A 17603-nucleotide genomic window follows, 5' to 3' on the forward strand; every position below is an offset into this window, starting at 1 on the left:
AGTCCTGGGCCGGGGCCGGTCGCACCCCTAGGGTGACGGCCGTGAGCAGCGCTGCCCTCGCCCCGACCGTCGACGACGCGACGATCGCCGCCCTGACCCGCGTGGTCGCCCCCGTCGGGGAGCTGACCGGCGCGACCCCGCTGACCGGCGGCTACTTCGCCACGACGTACGCGGTCGACCTCGCGGACGGCACACGCGTGGTCGTGAAGACCGCGCCGACCGCGACCGAGCGGCTCATGACGTACGAGCTGGACCTCGTGCGCTCCGAGGCGCTGGTCTACGAGCTCGCGGCGGACCGGCCGGAGCTGCGCATGCCGCGGCTGCTGCGGTTCGACGGCTCGCGCACGGACCTGCCGGGCGACGTCGTCGTCGCGTCGTTCCTGCCCGGCACGCCCTGGCAGGAGTCGGGCTTCGGGAAGGTCGACGAGGACCCGCGCGCGGCACGCACGCAGCACGAGCTCGGCGTGCTCATGGCGCGACTGCACGCCGTGACCGGTGAGCGCTTCGGGTACGTGCGCTCGGTCGCCGAGCCCGCGGGCTCCGACGGCCCCGCCGGGGCGCGGCTGCACGGCGACACGTGGCCCGAGGCGTTCGGGCGCATGGTCGAGGCGATCCTCGGCGACGGCGTGCGGTGGGGCGTCGACCTGCGGCCCGACGACGTCCGCACCGTGCTCGCGCGCCACCAGGGCGTGCTCGCCCGGGTCACGACGCCCGTGCTGGTGCACGGCGACCTGTGGGAGGGCAACGTCTTCGTCACCGACGAGGGCGAGCTCGTCGGCGTCATCGACCCCGAGCGCGCGCTGTGGGCGGACCCGCTGATGGACCTGATCGGCGCCGACCAGTTCGGGCGCGACACGCCCGCGCCGCGCCTGCTCGCGGGGCTGCGCGAGGGCGGCGCGCCGCTGAGCCTCGACGACGGGGACGCCTACGTACGCTTCATGCTCTACCGCATGTACATGAGCATGATCCTGCACGTCGAGGCCGAGCCCCGCGGGTACGACGGCGAGGGCGGCGCGTGGTACCGCCGCACGTCGGGCGAGCTCCTGAGCTGGGCGCTGGACGAGCTGCTGCGCCGCTGAGCGCGGCCGGCGGCGTCCCGCCCGCGGTCCATCCGGACCCTGGTCACGGCCGCGGACGACCGGGCGCACGCACTACCCTGACCAGGTGACGGCGACCCCGACGGCAGAGACCTCCGGGTCCCCGACCCCCGCCGCACGCAGCCCCCGCGGCCGCCCGCGGGACCCCGACCTCGCGCGCCGGGCGCACCGCGCCGCGCTCGGGCTGTTCGCCGAGAAGGGCTGGGCCGGCTTCACGCTCGACGGCGTCGCGGCCCGCGCGCGCATCGGCAAGTCGGCGATCTACCTGCGGTGGTCCGACCGCGCCGAGCTGCTGGTCGAGGCGCTGCGCAGGCTCCAGGACGAGGACGAGGCCCGCCCGTCGCCGCCGCCCACCGACGACGAGGGCCCCTCCGCGCTCGGGACGACGGAGCCGAGCGCAGCAGAGCCGAGCACCCCGGGGCCGAGCACCCCGGATCCGAGCACCGCGGGCGCCGCGACCACGACCGGCGCGGACGCCGCACCCGCCCCGCGGACGCTGCGCGACTACCTCGTGCAGCACGCGCGCCGTCGCGCGGAGCAGTACCTGGGCGAGCACGGCATGGCCATGATCCGCCTGTACGCCGAGGCGCAGACGCACCCCGAGCTGCTGTCCGAGGTGCGCCGCCAGGCGCTGACGAGCTACGTGCTCGCCGAGCGCGAGCGCGTCGCCGAGGCGGTCCGCCAGGGCGAGCTCGCACCCGACGCCTCCCCCATGCGCATCCTCGACGCGGTCGAGGGCGCGGTGCTCATGCACGTCATCGTGACGCCGCCGCACCTGCGCGACCGGGTGCGTGCGACCATCGACGAGTACGTCGAGCTCATGGTCGACGACCAGCTCCGGGCCGCGGGCTACGCGTTCCCGCCCGCCGGGACGCGGACGCCGGCACCCGCCGCGCACGACACCGCCACGACGGACGACGGCACCGGCACGCGCTGACGCGTCCCGGTGCCGTCGAGGCTCCCTCGGGGAGAGAGGAGCCGTCCTCAGCCCTCGCGGAAGGCCACGCCGAAGCCCCCGCGCGGGTAGTGCCACCGCAGCGCCCCCGGCGCCGCGACCGCCAGGCACGTGCCGCACTCCAGGCAGGCCGCGTACTCGGCGTCGATCGTGCCGTCCTCGCGCTCGGTGTAGACCCCGGCGGGGCACACCGCCACGAGGCGCTTGCCGGTCCCGGTGCTGCGGCACAGCGCCTGGTCGATCTCGATGTGCGACTCCTCCTCGTCGAGGAGGAACCGGTTGCGTGCCAGCCGGACCGTGACCGTCTGCGACGTGCTCACAGCGCCCTCACCCCTGCCCATCCGTCGGAGACCAGCTGACGCACGGTCACGGGTGACCGCTTGAACGCCCCGAGCGCGACCTTGGCGAGGTGGCGCCGCGGCGTGGTGTCGAGGCTGAACACGTCGCGGAACAGGTCCGCGGCGAGCTCGCCGTACGCGCCGTACATGCCGGTGCGCTCGAGGAACGCGGGCGCCTTGGCGTACGTGCGCATGTCCGCCATGACGAAGGACTCGTCGAGGTGGCGGCGGTAGGCCGCGAGGCCGTCGCGGCTGACGTCGCCGGCGGCGATCGCCTCGGCGACGCCCGTGGCGGCCGCGAGCGCGGAGCCGACGGCGAGGTCCATGCCACGCACGGTGAGGCCCGAGTTGATCGTGAGGCCCGCCGCCTCGCCGACGACCACGAGGCCGTCGGTGTGCACGTCCCCGACCATCGCGAGGCCGCCCTCGGCGACCAGGTGCGAGCCGTACTCGGCGATCTCGCCGCCGCGCAGGTAGGGCGCGAGCCCGGGGTGGTCGAGGTAGTCCTCGAACACCTCGATCGCGGTGCGTCCCGAGCGCAGCAGGTCGTCGAGCCGCAGCACGACGCCCACCGAGAGCGAGTCGGTGTTGGTGTAGAGGAACCCGCCGCCGCCGATGCCGTGCGTGCAGTCCCCGACGATGGCGTGCGCGGCTCCGTCGTCACCGCTGACGCCGAACCGGTCCTCGACCGCCTCGCGCGGGAGCCGCACGACGGCCTTCACACCGACCGCGAGGTGGTGCTCGGGCGGCTGCGGGCGCAGGCCGATGCTCCGGGCGAGGAACGAGTTGACGCCGTCGGCGGCGACCACCACGCGGGCGCGCAGCTCGTCGTCGCCGGCGCGCACGCCCACGACCTGCGGGCGGCCGTGCGGGCCGGGCTCGCGCAGCAGCTCGTCGACGCGGACGCCGGGCATGACGAACGCCCCGGCCTCCTCGGCGCGCTCGACGAGCCACGGGTCGAGCTTGGCCCGCAGCACCGTCACGGCGTTGACGGGGTCGGCCAGCGGGCCGCCGCGGTAGTCGAGCGACACCGCGGAGTCGGGCGTGAGGAACGTCGTGACGTGCCGGGTGATGCGGCGCTCGACGGGTGCCTCCTGCGCGAACCCGGGGAAGACCTGCTCGAGCACGCGCCCGTACAGCACGCCGCCGGACAGGTTCTTCGAGCCCGGGGTCTCGCCGCGCTCGATGAGCACGACCGACAGGCCCGCGGTCGCGAGCTGGTGCGCCGCGACCGCGCCGGCGGGGCCGCCGCCGACGACGATCACGTCGAAGTCGGGCTCCGGGCTGGTCATGCCCCGCCCCCGAGCGCGGCGGTCAGCGCCGGGACGACGTCGTACAGGTCACCGACGATGCCGTAGTCGCACTGCGCGAACACGGGCGCGTCCTTGTCGCTGTTGATCGCGACGACCGTACCGGCGCCGCGCACGCCGACCATGTGCTGCAGCTGGCCGGAGATGCCGATGGCCAGGTACAGGTCGGGCGAGAGGCGCTGGCCCGAGATGCCGATGTAGCGGTCCTTGGAGACCCAGTCGACGCCCTCGGCGAGCGGGCGGGAGCACGCGAGCTCGCCGCCGAGCGCGTCGGTCAGCGCCGTGACGATCGCGAGGTCGGCCTCGGCGCGCAGGCCGCGACCGATCGCGACGACCGTGCGGGCCGAGCCGAGGTCGCCACCCGTGCGCTCGCGCGGGCGGACCTGCGTGATCGTGACGCCGCCGAGCGGGGTCGCCGGGGACTCCTCGACGGGGACCGCGGGGCCGTCGGCGGGCACGGCGCCCGCGTCGACCGCGAGCACCGGGACGCCCGCGACGCCCGTGCGGTGCTCGACGAGCCCGCCGAGCACGGCGTGCGTGACGACCGCGCCGTCGGCCGCGGCCTCGACGTGCTGCACGTTGCTGAGGACCGGCGCGCCGAGACGGGCCGCGACGGCGCCGAGCAGCGCACGCGCGGCGGGGCTCGTCGTGCCGACCACGGCCGCGGGGGCGGCCGCGGCGACGACGTCCGCGACGGCGGTCGCGTACGCCTCGACGGGGACCTGGCCGGGCTCGCCCAGCCAGACCACCCGGTCGGCCACGCGCGCGGCGGCGTCGGCGGTCGCACGCGACCCGACGACGACGGCCACGACCTGCGACGCGAGCTCACGTGCGGTGGTGACGAGGCCCGTGAGGGCGGGCTCGTCGGCGACGACGACCCACGACTGGTTGCTGTTCATGACGTCTCCTTGGGTGCCGGGCGTCAGCGCGCGCCGGCGAGGTCGAGTGCGGCGACGAGGTCGGTGACGGCCGTCGGGCCCTCGAGGACGACCCCGCGGCGCTCGCCCTGCGCGGGGCGTGCGGTCGCGAGCGTGGTGAGTGCGGTGCCGGGCGCCGGCACGTCGAGCGCCGCGAGGGCGAGCGCCTCGACGGGCTTCTTGGCCGCGGCGAGGATGTCCTTCATGCCCGCGACGCGCGGGACGACGGCGTCGGCGGTCGCGGCGAGCACGACCGGTCCGGCGACGTGCAGGACGCTGACGCCCGCGGGCAGGTCGCGCTCGACGACGAGCCCGCCGTCGGTGGCCTCGACCGCGGCGACCCGGGCGAGCCCGAGCCAGCCGAGGTGCCCGGCGAGCGTGAGCGGCACCTGGCCCTCGGCGACGTCGATCGACGAGTCGCCGGCGAGGACGACGTCGACGTCGCCGATGCTGCGGACCGCGGCGGCGAGCACGGCCGCGAGGCGCGTGGAGTCGGCGCCGGCGAGCGCGTCGTCGGCGACGAGCACGAGCCGGTCGAGGCCGCGCGACAGGGCTGCCTTGCGGGCGAGCGGCGTGTCGATCGCGGCGGGCCCGACCGTGAGGCCGACGACCTCACCGCCGGTCGCGTCGGCGAGCCGGCGCGCCAGCTCGAAGGCGACGGGGTCGTACTCGCTGACGGCGGGCTTGGCGCGGCCGGCGTCGACCGTGCCGTCGGGACGGACCTCGAGGTCCTGCGGGTTGGGCGCCCACTTGTAGGCGACGACGATCTTCATGTGCGGGCTCCTTCGTGGTGCCGAGCCGGGGCTCAGGCGTGGTCCTTGACGATCTGGCGGCCCGCGATGTGGACCATGATCTCGTCGGTGCCGCCGCCGAAGCGGTGGCCCCGCAGGTCGCGCCACAGGCGCGAGACGCGCGTGCCGACGGTGACGCCGACGCCGCCGAAGATCTGCATGGCCTCGTCGGCGACCTCGAACGCGGCCATCGCGGCGTACCGCTTGCACAGCGCGCCCTGGCTGCGCAGCGGCAGGTCCTGGTCGAGCAGCCACGCGGTGCGGTAGACGAAGTTGCGGATGTTCTCGAGCTTGATGGCCATGTCGGTGAGCTTGAGCTGGATGAGCTGGAAGTCGCCGATGGGCCGGCCGAACTGCACGCGCTGCGCGGCGTAGGACGCGGCGTCGTCGAACGCGCACTGCGCCAGGCCCAGGCAGGTCGCGGAGATGACGAGGCGCTCGAACTCGAAGTTGCGCATGAGCTGCTTGAAGCCGTTGCCCTTGACCCCGACCAGGCAGCTCTCGGGCAGCGTGACGTCGTCGAGGAAGATCTCGCAGCTGTCGGAGATGTGCCACAGGATCTTGTCGAGCTGGTTGGTGGTCAGGCCCGGCGCGTCCATCGGCACGAGGTACATCGAGATCGCGTGGCGCTTGTCCTCGACCTCGGGGTTGCGCGCCATGAGCAGCAGGTACTTGGACTGCAGCGCGTTGGTGATGAGCGTCTTGGTGCCCTTGAACGTCACCATGCCGTCGTGGTGCACGGCGGTGGTGGCCATCGCGGAGTTGTCGGAGCCGGCGCCGGGCTCGGTGAAGCCGAGCGCGAAGGGCACCTCGCCGTTCGACAGCAGGCCGAGGATCTCGTCCTTCTGCTCGGTCGAGCCGAACTCGAGGATGTCCATCGCCTGCAGGAGCTCGAGGCCGAACCCGTTGTTGAGGCCCTGGCGGCAGACGCGCTCGGCGAGCAGGACGAGCGTGACGGCGTCGGTCGGCATGCCGCCGTACTCCTCGGGGAAGCCGAGGGACATGAAGCCCGCCTCGTGCATCGCCTTGCGGAAGCTCGTCGGCGGCTGGTGGTGCAGGTCGAGGTCGGCGACGTAGGACTCGGGGCACTCCCGCTCCAGCAGCTCGTCGAGGCTCGAGAGCAGCAGCTCCTGCTCGTCCGTCAGTCCGAAGTCCATGGTCCGCCCCTTCGCGTGTCCGGTGGTCGTTCAACGGACGATCTTCGTCCGCAACACCTGTCAACCATCGTGGCCCGCCCGCCGCGGGGGCCGCGCAGGACGATGGTCCTCGTTTCGGACGCACCTGGTCCGGAAGGTCAGGACGATGGTCCTCATTGCGGACGCGCACGGTCCGGAACTGTGAGCACGGGTCACCAGACGAAGGAGTGTGGACCGTGGCACGTGTCATCACCGCCCAGGAGGCGGCCGCCCTGATCGGCGACGGAGCGACCGTCGGCCTCTCGGGCTTCGGGCTCGCGTGCGTCAACGAGGAGACGATCGCGGCCGTCGAGCAGCGCTTCCTCGCCGACGCGTCGCCGCGCGACCTCACCGTCGTGCACGCCTCCGCCGTGGGGAACCGGCGCGACAAGGGCATGAGCCACTGGGGCCACCCCGGGCTCATCAAGCGCTGGATCGGCGGCATCGCGATCGCCTCCCCCGCGCTCGCGAAGCTCATCGAGGCCGACGGCTGCCAGGCGTACAACCTGCCCCAGGGCGTCATCACCCAGCTCTACCGCGAGATCGCCGGCGCCCGCCCGGGCGTCATCACCAAGGTCGGCCTCGGCACGTTCGTCGACCCGCGCGTCGAGGGCGCCCGCATGTCGCCCTCGTCCACCGACGACGTCGTGCAGGTGCTCGAGCTCGCGGGCGAGGAGTGGCTCTTCTACCCCGCGTTCCCGATCGACGTCGCGCTGATCCGCGGCACCGTCGCCGACGAGAACGGCAACCTCACGCTCGACCACGAAGGCCTCAAGATGGAGGTCCTGCCGCTCGCGCAGGCCGCGCACAACTCCGGCGGCATCGTGATCGCGCAGGTCGAGTCCGTCGCCGCCGCCGGCACGCTCGACCCCAACCTCGTCAAGGTCCCCGGCGTGCTCGTCGACTACGTCGTCGTCTCGCAGCCCGAGAACCACTTCCAGACCGAGAACACGCACTACAACCCGTCGTTCTCCGGCCAGCTGCGCGTCCCGCTGTCGTCCGTCGCACCCATCGCGCTGTCCGAGCGCAAGATCATCGCGCGCCGCTGCGCGATGGAGCTGCGCCCCGGCGACGTGCTCAACCTCGGCGTCGGCATCCCGTGCGACGTCGGCACCGTGGCCGCCGAGGAGGGCTTCGCCGACCAGGTCGTGCTCACCACCGAGGCCGGCGCCGTCGGCGGCGTCCCCGCGGGGCTGCGCGACTTCGGCCACGCGTACAACCCCGAGGCCCTCGTCGACATGCACGCGCAGTTCGACTTCTACGACGGCGGCGGCCTCGACGTCGCGGTGCTCGGGCTCGCGCAGAGCGACGCGCACGGCAACGTCAACGTCTCGAAGTTCGGGTCACGGGTCGCCGGGTGCGGCGGGTTCATCAACATCTGCCAGTCCGCGACGACCCTCGTCTTCGCCGGCACCTTCACGGCCGGCGGGCTCGAGGTCGCGGTCGAGGACGGCGAGCTGCGGATCCTCACCGAGGGCCGCGCCCGCAAGCTCCTCGCCGACGTCGAGCAGATCACGTTCTCCGGCCCGTACGCCGCCCGCCGCGGGCAGCGCGTGCTCTACGTGACCGAGCGCGCCGTCCTCGAGCTCGTCGACGGCGTCATGACGCTGATCGAGATCGCGCCCGGGGTCGACCTGCAGCGCGACGTGCTCGACCTCATGGACTTCGCCCCGGCGATCTCCCCCGACCTGCGTCCCATGCCCGCGGGGATCTTCCGCGAGACCTGGGGCGAGCTGTGCACCGTCACGTCCACCGAGCGTCCGGCCCCCGCCGGCGCGACGCTGTAAGAGAGGCACCGAGATGCCCACCGTCAACCGCTGGCGGGTCCTGTCCGGGTCCGTCCTGATCCTGCTCTGCACGGGCGCGATCTACGCGTTCTCCGTGTTCGCGGTGCCGCTCACGCAGGCCCACGGCTGGACCATGCCGCAGGTCATGCTCGCGTTCACCATCAACGGCGCCGTCGCACCGCTGCCCATGATCTTCGGCGGCTTCCTCATCGACCGCGGCGGCGCGCGCTGGGTCATCACGATCGGCGCCGTGCTGTTCGCGGCCGGGTTCGTGCTCACCGGCACCGCGACCACCCTCACGCAGCTCTACCTCTTCTACGGCGTGATCGCGGGCCTCGGGCAGGGCTTCGCGTACGCCGGGTGCCTCAACAACACGATCAAGCTGTTCCCGGACCGGCGCGGCATGGCCGCCGGCATCATCACCGCCGGGATGGGCGCCGGGTCCGTCATCGCGGCACCGGTCGCGCAGCAGATCATCCGCACGTCGGGCACCGACGCCGCGTTCCTGCGCATGGGCGCGGTCTACGCGGTCGTCGTGGTCCTCGGGTCGCTGCTCGTGCGGCCCGCCCCGGTCGGCTACGCGCCCGAGGGCTGGACCCCGCCCGCGGGCGCCGCGGCACCGGTCAACATGACGTGGTCGCAGATGCTGCGCACCCCCAGCGCCTACCTCATCTTCGTGATGCTCGGCGCCGGCGCGTTCTCCGGGCTCATGATCGCCTCGCAGCTCTCGCCCATCGCGCAGACCGCGTCCTTCGGCATCTCGGCCGCCACCGCGGCCGTGCTGGTGTCGGTCTACTCGGTGTGCAACGCCACCGGGCGGTTCGTGTGGGGCGCGGTGTCCGACCGGCTCGGATACACCAACGCGATCGTCTGCATCTACGCCGTCGTCGCGCTGTCGATGGTCGTGCTGCTGACGATGCACTCGACGCTCGGGTTCGTGCTCGGGATCGTCGGCCTCGGCCTGTGCTTCGGCGGCGTCATGGGCGTGTTCCCCGCGCTCACGATGAAGACCTACGGCCCCCGGTTCCAGGGCGTCAACTACGGGATCATGTTCAGCGCCTACTCGATCGCCGCGTACTTCGGGCCGAAGGTCGGCGCGACCCTCGGCGGCGGCGCGGCGGGCGACTACACGCGCCCGTTCGTCATCGCCGTGGTCGTGGCGCTCGTCGGGCTCGCGCTCACGGTCGTGCTCGCGCGCGTCGGGCGCACCGCCGCACCGGCGCCCGCGGCGCCGGCCCGCGCGGCGGCCTGACCCCCGCCACCGCCTGACACCGCCCGGGCGCGGCCGGCCCTCCACCGGCCGCGCCCGGCACCCCCACCACGCAGGACCGACGGGAGACGACACATGGCGCACGAGCGGTCGCTGCTGGCGGCGATCGACCGCCGCGCGACCACGGCGCCCGCCGCGCTCGCGCTCGTCGACGACGACGGCACGACGCTGACCGCCGCGCAGCTGCGCGACGCGGCGGCGACCCTCGCCGGGCGCCTGCACGCGGCCGGGACGCGCGCGGGCGACCGCGTCGCGTGGCACGGCCGCAACCACCGCGGCACGGTCGTCACGCTGCTCGCCGCGCAGCACCTCGGCGCGGTCTTCGCGCCCCTCAGCTTCCGCGCCGCGCCGCGCGAGCTCGCCGACGCGTTCGCGCTGCTCGAGCCGCGCGTCGTCGTGACCACGCCCGACGTCGTCACCGCCCCGTGGGGCGACGCCGGCCCGCGGCACCTGCCCTGGGCGGACGACGACGCCGCCCCGGAGGCGCCGCGCGCACCCCTGGACGACGACGACCTGGCCGTGCTGCTGTGCACGTCGGGCTCGTCCGGCCGCCCCAAGGCGGTCATGCTCAGCCACACCAACCTGTGGTGGAGCACCCACAACCTCGAGGACACGCTCGACCTGCGCGCCGACGACGTCGCGCTCGCCGCCGCCCCGCTGTTCCACGTCGGCGGCCTCAACGGCGTGGTGCTCGGCACGCTCGCGCGCGGCGGCGCGGTGCTGCTGCGCGCCGGGTTCGACCCCGCCCGCACGCTCGTCGACCTGCGGGACCACGGGGTCACGACGATGTTCGGCGTGCCCGCGATGTTCGGCGCGGTCGCGCTCGAGCCCGGGTTCGACGACGCCGACCTGTCGGGCCTGCGCGCCGGGATCGTCGGCGGCGCACCCGTGCCGACCGCGCTGCTGCGCGCCTGGACCGCCCGTGGCGCGCGCCTGCACGCGTCGTGGGGCATGACGGAGACGGCACCGGCCGGCACGCTCGTGCGCGACCCGTGGTCGGTGCCGCGGCCGTGCGGGATCGGCACGCCGCTGCCCCACCTCGAGGCCCGCCTGGTCGAGGTCGAGACGGGCGCCGAGGTCACCGGGCCCGGCCGGGTCGGCGAGCTGACGGTCCGTGGGCCGCAGGTCATGCTCGGCTACTGGCGCGACCCGGCCGCGACGGACGCGGCGCTGCGTGACGGCTGGCTGCGCACGGGCGACCTCGCCACGTGGGACACCGACGGCGCGCTGCGGATCTCCGGGCGGCTCACCGAGGTGGTCAACACCGGTGGCGAGAAGGTCCCCCCGGTCGAGGTCGAGGCGGCGCTGGCCGACCTCGACGTCGAGGAGGTCGTGGTCGTCGGCGTGCCCGACCCCGCATGGGGCGAGGTCGTCGTCGCGGTGGTCGTTCCGCACACCGGACGGCCCGTCGACCTCGCGACCGCGCGCGAGCTCGCCGGGCGGTCGATCGCGCGCTACAAGCTGCCCAAGCACCTGGTCGAGCTCGCGGACCTGCCGCGCACCGCGAGCGGCAAGGTCGACCGGCGCGCGGTGCGCGAGCTCGCCGCGTACCTGCTGGGCCGCCGGGTGGCGGCGCCGTGCGTGGTGGAGCGGCCGCCGACGCGCTGAGCCGCCTCGGTGCGCCGCCGCTGCCGGACGACGGCGTCGACGTCTCGCGCCTCACACCCCGTGCGGGTGCGGGCACCCGGTGACGGGCCGACGATGAGGAGGAACCCCACCACCCCTCGGAGGTCCCCCGTGGCACGTCGCACCGTCGCCGACCAGCTCGTCTCGCAGATCATCGCCGCGGGTGCGCGGCACGTGTACGGGATCGTCGGGGACAGCCTCAACCCCGTGGTCGACGCGGTGCGGCGCGCGCGGGAGGACGGCGCGGACATCGAGTGGGTGCACGTGCGGCACGAGGAGGCGGGCGCGTTCGCGGCGGCCGCCGAGGCCGAGCTCACGGGCCGGCTCGCGGTGTGCGCCGGGTCCTGCGGGCCCGGCAACCTGCACCTCATCAACGGCCTGTACGACGCGAACCGCACACGCGTGCCCGTGCTCGCGATCGCGTCGCACATCCCGTCCGCGCAGATCGGCACGCAGTACTTCCAGGAGACGCACCCCGACCGGCTGTTCCTCGAGTGCTCGGTGTACTCCGAGCTCGTGTCGACCGCCGAGCAGGCGCCGCGCGTGATCCGCTCGGCGATCCACCACGCGTACGGTGCGCCCGGCGTCGCGGTGCTGAGCCTGCCGGGCGACGTCGCCGACCAGGCCGCGCACGACGACGGCGTCGACGTGCTGACGCCGCCGCCCGCACCGCGCGTCGTGCCCGACGCGGACGCCGTGCAGGCGCTGGCCGACGCGATCGACGCCGCGGGCAAGGTGACGATCTTCGCGGGCGCCGGCGTCGCGGGCGCCCGGCCCGACGTGCTCGCGCTGGCCGACCGGATCGCCGCGCCCGTGGGGCACTCGCTGCGCGGCAAGGAGCACGTGCAGGTCGACAACCCGTTCGACGTCGGCATGTCCGGGCTGCTCGGGTACGGCGCGTGCCAGGCCGCCATGGAGGGCGCCGACCTGCTGCTGCTCCTGGGCACCGACTTCCCCTACGACCAGTTCCTGCCGTCCGACGTGCGCACCGCGCAGGTCGACGTCGACCCCACGCGGCTGGGCCGGCGCACGCGCAACGACCTCGTGGTGCTCGGCGACGTCGGCGAGACGCTGCGTGCGCTGCTGCCGCTCGTGCAGCGCAAGCGCAGCCGTCGGTTCCTCGACAAGATGGTCGACAAGCACCGCCGCGCCATGGAGGGCGTCGTCGGGGCGTACACCAAGGACGTCGAGCACCACACGCCCATCCACCCCGAGTACGCGGCCGTGCTGCTCGACGAGGAGGCCGCCGACGACGCCGTGTTCACCGTCGACACCGGCATGTGCAACGTGTGGGCGGCGCGGTACATCACCCCGAACGGGCGGCGCCGCGTCATCGGGTCGTTCCTGCACGGGTCGATGGCCAACGCGGTGCCGCACGCGATCGGCGCCGCCCTCGCGGCACGCGACGACGGCGGCCCGCAGCGGCACGTCGTCGCGATGGCCGGCGACGGCGGCCTGTCGATGCTGCTGGGCGAGCTGATCACGCTCAAGCACTACGACCTGCCGGTCAAGGTGGTCCTGTTCGACAACGCGACGCTCGGCATGGTGCGCCTCGAGATGCTCGTCGACGGCCTGCCGTCGTACGCGACCGACTCGCCGCACGTCGACTACGCGGCGGTCGCGCAGGCCGTCGGCATCCCGTCGGTGCGCGTCGAGGACCCCACGCAGATCCGGGCGGCGCTGCGGCAGGCGTTCTCGCACGACGGGCCCGCGCTCGTCGACCTCGTCACCGACCCGCGCGCGCTGTCGATCCCGCCGAAGATCACGCGCAAGCAGGTCGCCGGGTTCACCGCCGCGATGAGCAAGGAGGTGCTCGGCGGCGGGCTCGGCGAGGTCATGGCGATGGCCCGCTCGAACCTGCGGAACGTGCCTCGCCCCTGACGCGACCGCGCGACCCGGGCCGCGCCGTCCTCAGCCCGCGTCGAGCGCCGCGTACAGGTCGATCGCGTTGCCGTCGGGGTCGAGCAGCACCGCGTACCGCTGGCCCCAGAACGCGTCCCACGGCGCGCGGTGCCCCGTGTGCCCGGCGGCGACCATCGCGGCGTACGTCGCGTCGACCCCGGCCGGCGACCCCGCGTCGAACGCGAACGCGACGTGGTGCCCGCCGGTCGGCGGCACGTAGCCCGGGTCGAACGAGCGGATCGTCTCGACCGTGTCCCACGCGAGCAGCGTGCCGTCGTCGAGCCGCGCCTCGACGTGCGGGGCGTCGTCCTGCCCGTCGTCGATCGGGACCCCGAGGGCCCGGTAGAACCGGAGGGACGCGGCCATGTCACGCGTGACGATGCCGAGCAGACCGAGCGAGAGCGCCATGCGAGGAACCGTACGGCGTGGCACCGACACGCGGCCCCGCGCCCCGCCACGCGCGCGTCAGGGCGTCGGGTGCAGCGCGTCGTACCGCCAGAACGTGCGCTGCGCGCGCACCAGGACCCACAGCAGCACGACGCACGCGGCACCGCCCAGCACCGCGGCCCAGCCCTCGCCCACGCGGGTCGCGAGCGCGCCGAGCACGAGCTCGCCCAGGCGCGGGCCGCCCGCGACGACCACGACGAACACGCCCTGCAGGCGGCCGCGCATGTCGTCGGGCGTCGCGGTCTGCAGGATCGTCTGGCGGAACACCGCCGACACGGTGTCCGACGCACCCGCGAGCGCGAGCGTCACGACCGCGAGCGCCAGCGCGACGGGCAGCACGTGGTCGGGCGTCGTGCGGCCCGCGGTCACGAGCACGACGCCGAACGCGACGATCGACAGCCCCCACGCGGTGATCGCGACGGCGATGATGCGGCCCTGCCAGCGCACGCGCGCGAGCCCGCCCGAGAACAGCCCGGCCACGACCCCGCCCACGGCGATGGCCGCGACGAGCACGCCCGTCGTCGTCTCGCCGCCGCCCAGGTACAGCACGCCGACCGCGGGGAACAGCACGCGCGGCATCGCCGTGATCATCGCGACCAGGTCGACGAGGAACGTCATGCGCACGTTGCGCTGCGTGCCCAGGTACCGCAGGCCGTCGACCACCGACCCGAGGCCGAGCCGCTCGCGCCGGTGCGCCGACGGCTCGGGCGGCACGGGCGGCAGCCGCAGCAGCGCGGTCAGCGCGAACGTGAACAGCACCGCGTCGACCGCGTACGCCCACGCGTACCCGACGCCCGCGACGAGCAGCGCTCCCGCGAGCGGCCCGACCGTGAGCGCGGTGTTCCAGCCGATGGTCTGCAGCGCGTTCGCCGCGGGCATGAGCCGCGGCTCGAGCAGCCGCGGGATGATCGCCGACCGCGCCGGGGAGTTCACGGCACCGGCCGCGGACTGCACCGCGACCAGCCCGTACAGCAGCCCGACGTGCTCGTTGCCGAGCGCGGCCTGCGTGACCAGGCCCAGCACCGCGACCCACGACACGACCGACGCGACGAGCGCGACGGTCCGGCGGTCGTAGTGGTCGACGAGCGCGCCGCCGTACAGGCCGAAGACGACGAGCGGCACGAGCGCGCAGACCCCGAGCACGCCGACCGCGAGCGTCGACGACGTCAGCGCGTAGACCTGCAGGCCGACCGCGACGACCGTGAGCTGCGCGCCCAGGTTCGCGACCGAGAGGCCGAGCCACAGGCGCCGGAACGCCGGGCTGACGCGGACGGGGGTCAGGTCGACGAGCACGGAAGGCACTCGCCGCAGCCTACGGGCGGCGCGACGCCCCCGGCCGCGCCGATCTCCGGCCCGCCCGGCGCGACGGCCGCAGGAGCGCCGTCAGGCCGGGCGCCACGCCTCGAGCGCCGCGAGCGCGTCCGCCACCACGACGTCGGGTGCGCCCGCGACGGGCACGGTCACGCCGTCCTCGTCGACCTGCAGCGGCTCGAGCGTCGCGAGCTGCGACTCCAGCAGGCTGGGCGGCATCCAGTGCCCCGAGCGGTGCAGCATGCGGTCGCGCAGCACGTCGGCCGGCACGTCGACCAGCACGAACCGCACGCGGCCCTGCGCCTCGCGCAGCACCGCGCGGTACACGCGCCGCAGCGACGAGCACGCGACGACCGTCGACGTGCCCGCTGCCGCGTGCTCGCTCATCGCGTCACGCAGGGTCCGCAGCCACGGCCAGCGGTCGTCGTCGGTGAGCGGCACGCCGTCGCGCATCTTGACGACGTTGGCCTCGGGGTGGAACGCGTCCCCCTCGAGGAACGGCCGGCCGAGCCGGTCCGCGAGCGCCTGCCCGACGGTCGACTTGCCGGTCCCGGAGACGCCCATGACCACGATGTGCTCGACACCCACGGCCCTACCCTGCCATCGAGCGGGCCGTGGGTGCCGGGACGTGTCAGGGACGCGTCGCGTCCGGGTTGGCGTCGTCGGCGTCCACGAGCGGGCCGTCCGACGGCTCCCACGTGCCGGCCGCCGTCTCCGGCGCGTCGTCGTCCGACCCCGAGAACCGGGCCTTCGCGGTCGACACGGCCTTGTCCTTGAGCGCGGCGCCCTGCGTGCGCGCGAACTCGGTCGCGGTCTTCTCGGCGTCCTGCACGTAGCCCTGGACGCGCGGGTCGTGCCACGTGTCCGACGCCCACGTCTTGATCTTCTCGAACTGCTGGCGTCCGGCACGGGTGCCCAGCAGGTAGCCGACACCGGCGCCGACGACGAACGCGGCCTTGCCCTTCATGGGTCCTCCTTCGCGCCGGCCCGGGGACCGACGGGTCGTTGACGGGCGGCGGGCGACCCGGGTCACCGGCACGCGCAGCCGGGTCGCCGGGCCACGTCGCCGCGAGGTTGCGAGCGTAGGTCGGGCGTGCGGCGCCCGCTCGCCGAGCGGGCCGACCGGCCCGGCGCGACACTGGCGGCACCGACGGCCGCCGGCCGTCCGACCCCGGGAGGTCGCCGTGGCCACCGACCCCGCCGCAGCGGAGCCCGCCCCCGCGGGGACGACGACAGCACCGCCGAGCCCGCGCTGCGCCGCACGGTCGGCCGCCGGATGCTCCTGGTGTTCGTCGTGGGCGACATCCTCGGGGCGGGGATCTACGCGCTGACCGGCAAGGTCGCCGCCGAGGTGGGCGGCGCGATCTGGATCCCGTTCGTCGTGGCGTTCGCGCTCGCGGCGCTCACCGCGACGGCGTACGCCGAGCTCGTGGGCCGGTACCCGCGCGCGGCGGGCGCGGCCGTGTACGCGCAGCGCGCGTTCGGGCGGCCGTTCGTCACGTTCCTCGTCGCGTTCGCGGTGCTCATGAGCGGCATCACGAGCGCGAGCGCCGCGGCGCGCGCGTTCGGCGGCGACTACCTCGCCGAGCTCGTGACGGTGCCGACGCTCGTCGCGGCGTGGGCGTTCGTGCTGCTGGTCGCGGTGGTCAACGCGATCGGCATCAGCGAGTCGGTGCGCGTCAACCTCGTGCTGACGGCCGTCGAGGTCACGGGGCTTCTCGTCGTCCTCGCGATCGGGGTGCGCGCGTTCCTCGCGGGCGAGGGCGACCCGTCGCGTGCGATGACCCTGACGACCGACGGGCCCGCGTGGGTGGCCGTGCTCGGCGGGACCGCGCTCGCGTTCTACGCGCTGCTGGGGTTCGAGGACTCCGTCAACCTCGCCGAGGAGTGCCGCGCGCCGCGGCGCGACTTCCCGCGCGCGCTGTTCGGGGGCATCGCCATCACGGGCGTCATCTACCTGGCGGTCGCGTTCACGACGTCGATGCTCGTGGACACGGCGACGCTGCGGGAGTCCAGCGGGCCGCTGCTCGAGGTCGTACGGGTCGCGGGCCTGGCGTTCCCGCCGTGGCTGTTCGCGCTCATCGCGCTCGTCGCGGTGTCCAACACCGCGCTCATCAACATGATCATGGCGTCGCGCGTCGTCTACGGGATGTCGCGCGAGGGCATCGTGCCCGCGTGGCTGGGCCGCGTGGACCGGCGCCGCCGCACGCCGTGGGTCGCGATCGCGTTCACGACGGTCGTAGCGCTCACGCTCGTGAGCACGGGCGACCTGTCGGGTCTCGCGGACACGACCGTGCTGCTCCTGCTGCTCGTGTTCGCGGTGGTCAACGTGTCGGTGCTGGTGCTGCGGCGGCGTCCCGACGACGCGGACGCACCCGTCGACGGCGACGAGCGCGGCGGGTTCCGGGCACCGACGTGGGCACCCGTGCTGGGCGCGGTCGTGTCGCTCGTGCTCGCGTCGCCGCTGTCGGGGCGCTCGGCCGACGTGTACGCGCGTGCCGGCGTGCTGCTCGCGGTCGGCGTCGTGCTGTACGTCGTCAACCGGCTGCTCGTCGGCCCCGCGCGCCAGGCGGACGCGGTCGCCGCGACCGCGCACCACGACCCCCGCTGACCTCGCGCCGCGGCGGCCGCCCGCTCGCCCACGGACAGCGGTACGGGTCGACGGACGGCAGCGCGC

At 74.6% G+C, this 17603-nt stretch carries 16 protein-coding genes; 7 read left to right on the forward strand and 9 right to left on the reverse strand.

All coding sequences use genetic code 11. From position 1 onward, the window contains the following. Positions 1–41: 41 nt before the first annotated feature. Together GY42_RS11205 and GY42_RS19415 are read left to right on the forward strand one after the other, a co-directional pair. A complete protein-coding gene (locus tag GY42_RS11205) occupies positions 42–1079 on the forward strand; it encodes a phosphotransferase family protein (RefSeq protein WP_046530878.1) in 1038 nt (345 codons plus the stop codon). Positions 1080–1164: 85 nt separating this feature from the next. Then, positions 1165–2034, forward strand: coding sequence for a TetR/AcrR family transcriptional regulator (locus GY42_RS19415; RefSeq protein WP_046529381.1), 870 nt, complete (start codon positions 1165–1167; stop codon positions 2032–2034). A gap of 47 nt (positions 2035–2081) precedes the next feature. On the opposite strand, the gene GY42_RS11215 is transcribed toward GY42_RS19415, so the two are convergent. From GY42_RS11215 to GY42_RS11235, 5 genes are read right to left on the reverse strand one after another with little or no spacing between them, the layout of a single operon-like run. Further along, complete coding sequence (locus tag GY42_RS11215) at positions 2082–2372, reverse strand: ferredoxin family protein (protein ID WP_201775267.1); 291 nt, start codon at positions 2370–2372, stop codon at positions 2082–2084. Continuing rightward, positions 2369–3682 (reverse strand): FAD-dependent oxidoreductase, encoded by a 1314-nt coding sequence (locus GY42_RS11220; RefSeq protein WP_046529383.1) that lies wholly within the window; start codon positions 3680–3682, stop codon positions 2369–2371. The genes GY42_RS11215 and GY42_RS11220 overlap by 4 nt, the downstream gene beginning before the upstream one ends. Next, entirely contained in the window at positions 3679–4599 is a 921-nt protein-coding gene (locus tag GY42_RS11225) for an electron transfer flavoprotein subunit alpha/FixB family protein (protein WP_046529384.1), read from the reverse strand. Before GY42_RS11225 ends, GY42_RS11220 begins: the two co-directional genes overlap by 4 nt. Positions 4600–4622: 23 nt before the next feature. Beyond that, positions 4623–5390, reverse strand: coding sequence for an electron transfer flavoprotein subunit beta/FixA family protein (locus GY42_RS11230; RefSeq protein ID WP_046529385.1), 768 nt, complete (start codon positions 5388–5390; stop codon positions 4623–4625). A 32-nt stretch (positions 5391–5422) separates the two neighbouring features. Then, a complete protein-coding gene (locus GY42_RS11235; RefSeq protein ID WP_046529386.1) occupies positions 5423–6565 on the reverse strand; it encodes an acyl-CoA dehydrogenase family protein in 1143 nt (380 codons plus the stop codon). Between the two features lie 215 nt (positions 6566–6780). On the opposite strand from GY42_RS11235, the gene GY42_RS11240 reads away from it, so the two are divergent. From GY42_RS11240 to GY42_RS11255, 4 genes are all read left to right on the forward strand, one after another. Continuing rightward, positions 6781–8370: an acyl CoA:acetate/3-ketoacid CoA transferase gene (locus GY42_RS11240; protein WP_046530879.1), complete on the forward strand. Its 1590-nt coding sequence runs from the start codon at positions 6781–6783 to the stop codon at positions 8368–8370. 13 nt (positions 8371–8383) lie between these two features. Next, complete coding sequence (locus tag GY42_RS11245; protein WP_046529387.1) at positions 8384–9622, forward strand: L-lactate MFS transporter; 1239 nt, start codon at positions 8384–8386, stop codon at positions 9620–9622. Positions 9623–9715: 93 nt separating this feature from the next. Continuing rightward, entirely contained in the window at positions 9716–11248 is a 1533-nt protein-coding gene (locus GY42_RS11250; protein ID WP_046529388.1) for a class I adenylate-forming enzyme family protein, read from the forward strand. Positions 11249–11341: 93 nt separating this feature from the next. Further along, entirely contained in the window at positions 11342–13147 is a 1806-nt protein-coding gene (locus tag GY42_RS11255; RefSeq protein ID WP_201775268.1) for a pyruvate dehydrogenase, read from the forward strand. 30 nt (positions 13148–13177) lie between these two features. On the opposite strand, the gene GY42_RS11260 is transcribed toward GY42_RS11255, so the two are convergent. The 4 genes from GY42_RS11260 to GY42_RS11275 all read right to left on the reverse strand — a co-directional run bounded on the left by GY42_RS11260 (position 13178) and on the right by GY42_RS11275 (position 15893). Then, positions 13178–13576, reverse strand: coding sequence for a VOC family protein (locus tag GY42_RS11260; protein WP_046529390.1), 399 nt, complete (start codon positions 13574–13576; stop codon positions 13178–13180). 57 nt (positions 13577–13633) lie between these two features. Beyond that, positions 13634–14917 (reverse strand): MFS transporter, encoded by a 1284-nt coding sequence (locus GY42_RS11265; RefSeq protein WP_046529391.1) that lies wholly within the window; start codon positions 14915–14917, stop codon positions 13634–13636. Between the two features lie 81 nt (positions 14918–14998). Then, positions 14999–15514, reverse strand: coding sequence for a gluconokinase (locus GY42_RS11270; RefSeq protein ID WP_082131489.1), 516 nt, complete (start codon positions 15512–15514; stop codon positions 14999–15001). 43 nt (positions 15515–15557) lie between these two features. Beyond that, on the reverse strand, positions 15558–15893 hold the full coding sequence (locus GY42_RS11275; protein ID WP_046529392.1) for a YtxH domain-containing protein: 336 nt from the start codon (positions 15891–15893) through the stop codon (positions 15558–15560). A 309-nt stretch (positions 15894–16202) separates the two neighbouring features. On the opposite strand from GY42_RS11275, the gene GY42_RS11280 reads away from it, so the two are divergent. Next, a complete protein-coding gene (locus GY42_RS11280) occupies positions 16203–17537 on the forward strand; it encodes an APC family permease (protein WP_046530881.1) in 1335 nt (444 codons plus the stop codon). Positions 17538–17603: the final 66 nt, after the last annotated feature.

This window comes from Cellulomonas sp. FA1, assembly GCF_000986825.1.
Taxonomy (GTDB): domain Bacteria; phylum Actinomycetota; class Actinomycetes; order Actinomycetales; family Cellulomonadaceae; genus Cellulomonas; species Cellulomonas iranensis.

Bases quoted from the DNA above. Each gene is read 5' to 3' on its own strand.
- GY42_RS11220 (WP_046529383.1), bottom strand. From the start codon at position 3,682: ATGACCAGCCCGGAGCCCGACTTCGACGTGATCGTCGTCGGCGGCGGC.
- GY42_RS11225 (WP_046529384.1), bottom strand. From the start codon at position 4,599: ATGAACAGCAACCAGTCGTGGGTCGTCGTCGCCGACGAGCCCGCCCTC.
- GY42_RS11230 (WP_046529385.1), bottom strand. From the start codon at position 5,390: ATGAAGATCGTCGTCGCCTACAAGTGGGCGCCCAACCCGCAGGACCTC.
- GY42_RS11235 (WP_046529386.1), bottom strand. From the start codon at position 6,565: ATGGACTTCGGACTGACGGACGAGCAGGAGCTGCTGCTCTCGAGCCTC.
- GY42_RS11245 (WP_046529387.1), top strand. From the start codon at position 8,384: ATGCCCACCGTCAACCGCTGGCGGGTCCTGTCCGGGTCCGTCCTGATC.
- GY42_RS11250 (WP_046529388.1), top strand. From the start codon at position 9,716: ATGGCGCACGAGCGGTCGCTGCTGGCGGCGATCGACCGCCGCGCGACC.
- GY42_RS11255 (WP_201775268.1), top strand. From the start codon at position 11,342: ATGAGGAGGAACCCCACCACCCCTCGGAGGTCCCCCGTGGCACGTCGC.
- GY42_RS11260 (WP_046529390.1), bottom strand. From the start codon at position 13,576: ATGGCGCTCTCGCTCGGTCTGCTCGGCATCGTCACGCGTGACATGGCC.
- GY42_RS11275 (WP_046529392.1), bottom strand. From the start codon at position 15,893: ATGAAGGGCAAGGCCGCGTTCGTCGTCGGCGCCGGTGTCGGCTACCTG.
- GY42_RS11280 (WP_046530881.1), top strand. From the start codon at position 16,203: ATGCTCCTGGTGTTCGTCGTGGGCGACATCCTCGGGGCGGGGATCTAC.